A 2809-nucleotide genomic window follows, 5' to 3' on the forward strand; every position below is an offset into this window, starting at 1 on the left:
TTTCTCCTAAACTATTAAGGATTGGTTATATTTATGGTAACGTGATGTGTATGGTTAGTTGCGTGGTTAAGCAACTGATTTAGTAAACAAATACGGACTAGAGAATATTCCGAAGGAATATTCCAGATAAGCACTTACCCAAGCAATTAATTATACACCGTGTTGTAAGTAGTTTTTTATTCAGAAACAGTTAGTCAATTAATTCCATTTGATTTTTAATATGTCCAGATAAGAATTCCTTTTCTTTATTATTCAAGTTTTCAAGAATTCCAACACGTCCATAAAAACTAATATTTTCGTCGTCCTTATGAACTAATACAATTAAAGGATATCCCGTTTTGGCCTCAAACATATCGAGGTCATTTTCCATTCCAGATTTTGGATTGTCAAGGTCTAAGAAATATTTGAATCGAATGTTTTTTTCGGTCGGACTGTCAAAAGGGTCGCTTGTCGGATTAGCCGATTCAATGAAGCCTTGAACTTCGTAAAAGTCAGACTCATTATATTCAGAATATCTTTTTTCGGACTCGCAAGAAGAAAGTCCAAAACTCAATGATATCAATATTATTAGCGTTTTTCTCAAATTACTTACAACGTGATGTGTATGGTTAGTTGCGTGGTTAAGCAACTAAGTTAGCAAACTAATCACAGATAGAATATTCCGCAGGAATGTTCGTAAGTCGGCAGTGACTAAGCAATTAATTATACACGGTGTTGTGCAACGTTTCTTATTTCACAATCGTTTTGTAATCAGCTTGCCTAAAATTCCGATACCAATTAAAATTAAGACTTTTGGCACACTAAAAATTTGCTTCCATAAACTTTGTTCAACTACTGATTTTATTTCTGGATAAGTCATTACAATAGATTTAAATATAGTACCCTTTATTTCATAAACTCTTCCGTTTTTTGCGACAAATTTTCCGTTCTTATACTTATATGAATCTGTTGTACTTAAATTAGATACAGGTTTCAATATTTCATTTCCTGAATTATCAAAAATTTTGAGATATGGTAAACGAGTTACGTCGACAATAATCTGATTATAATCATCAATAGCAAAGTTAAATAAACCACCTTCGTTATGTATATGCCAATTCTTTAAAAAGTTTCCGAATTTGTCATATACCTGAATAGAACTAAAATAATTTAAACCAACATATACATTGTCATTTGAATCAACTGTAATTCCGTTAATTTCACTTAGTGGTAATTCAAAATTTGGTTTGATCCACTGATCAGACACTAAAAACCCTAGTGTAAAAGCAAAGACTGCAAGAGTTATTATAATATTAAATAATATGGATAGTAGTTTTTTCAACATGGTGCACAACGTGTTTGTATAAGGTTAGTTGCGTGTTTTAAGCAACTAATTTAGTAAATAAAACACGAACCAATAAAGTCCGTTTGGACTTTCGTAAGTAAGCGATTTGCTAGCAATTAAATTTATACGTTGTTGGCAATAGTTATTTTATTATTTCAAGTTTTAAATGATTCGGTTGTCTTGAGTACCATCTGATAGCTTGTGAACTTGCTTCTTTCATAAACTCATTTAATTGGTCAAACTCAGGTGAATCTATCTCTTCTCCAGTTAAATTAAAATTTGATTTGGCGTGAACGACTTTATTGCGAGTTTTATAAATTATTTTACTAGCAATATTTGATGATGTAGTAATTTTTTGTTTGTCAGTAGAATAAGTTAATTCGGAAGCACCAATATGTTTTTTAATTTTCTTTTTTATTGATTCAGGAAGTTTGTCAAATAAACCAACAATATCAAAGCAAGTATTAAAAGAAGCTTTAATTAAATCCTCATCATTAAATCTGTCACGCATAGAATTTGCTAATTCAAATATAGACCTGATATAATCGCCATCTTCAAATAAACTCCTCGGTGCATCTAGTTTTTTTCTCATTAATTCATTAGCCTCAATATTTACAGCAATTGGTGAAAAATGCTCTAAAACCTTATAAAAATTCAAAAACTTTAATTCTGGGTCTTTAATTTGAACTGCTGATATAAAAAGGTTCATTCCTTCATTGAATGGTTCTAATTCTCTTAGAGAGTGTGATGAATTTTCATCTTGCATATCAGCTTCATAGTCATAATAATCATTTACAGGATTTCTTATTTCTGACAGACTTAGTGAAAAACCTGTGCTATCAGCAACTTCGAAAATATATGAATTGATAATTTCAAGCTCTTTTTCTTTATCTAGAACCTTATCTTTACTTTCGTATTCTATTTCAATTACTAAATATTGACTAGCTGTTCCCCAATAACCGTCACTGTCATATTCTCCAAGTTTTATAGCTGAAAGTCCAACTATAAAGGACTGTTCTAAAAGACTAATTTTGATGCCATTTGTTGAGCTAGAACCTACTTCGTGAAATGTGTTTAGAACATATTCATCTTCCGAATCTGTTAAACTAACAATGTAAAATCTACGAAGATTAGTTTTGATATAGCCATTGCTAATTATTTCGATAGATTTAATTTCATCAAATAGGTTTATTAGTTCAAGAGGTTCAATTTCTACATACTCTTCTTCTCCAGGGAAATTGAAGTATATTGCTTCAATATCTTCCTCCTCTGTTATTATTTCCTCTATGCGTTCTTCGGAATAAACTAATTCTTCTTCATTATCTGCAAATATTTCGCAATAATCAATTATGAAATTATTTACTTCGTTTATTTTTAGTAATTGTTCCTTATTTAGTTTCATTTTTTAATTATTGCCAACGAATCGGCTATGGTTTCGTTGCGAAAACATTGACCGACTTATAGTTAAGGTACTAAGATAGCAAA

The 2809-nt window shown here is 30.5% G+C and carries 3 protein-coding genes; all 3 read right to left on the reverse strand.

Annotated elements, in window-relative coordinates:
* Positions 1 to 190: 190 nt before the first annotated feature.
* The 3 genes from B2U95_RS15060 to B2U95_RS15070 all read right to left on the reverse strand — a co-directional run bounded on the left by B2U95_RS15060 (position 191) and on the right by B2U95_RS15070 (position 2726).
* A complete protein-coding gene (locus B2U95_RS15060) occupies positions 191 to 553 on the reverse strand; it encodes a hypothetical protein (RefSeq protein ID WP_296317596.1) in 363 nt (120 codons plus the stop codon).
* Positions 554 to 733: 180 nt separating this feature from the next.
* Entirely contained in the window at positions 734 to 1324 is a 591-nt protein-coding gene (locus tag B2U95_RS15065) for a hypothetical protein (RefSeq protein ID WP_296317598.1), read from the reverse strand.
* Between the two features lie 142 nt (positions 1325 to 1466).
* Positions 1467 to 2726 carry a hypothetical protein gene (locus B2U95_RS15070; RefSeq protein ID WP_296317600.1) on the reverse strand — a complete coding sequence of 420 codons (1260 nt, stop codon included), beginning with the start codon at positions 2724 to 2726 and terminating at the stop codon, positions 1467 to 1469.
* Between the last annotated feature and the right edge of the window lie 83 nt (positions 2727 to 2809).

Origin of the sequence: Winogradskyella sp. UBA3174, assembly GCF_002364335.1 — a bacterium.
In the GTDB taxonomy this organism is placed as follows: Bacteria; Bacteroidota; Bacteroidia; order Flavobacteriales; family Flavobacteriaceae; genus Winogradskyella.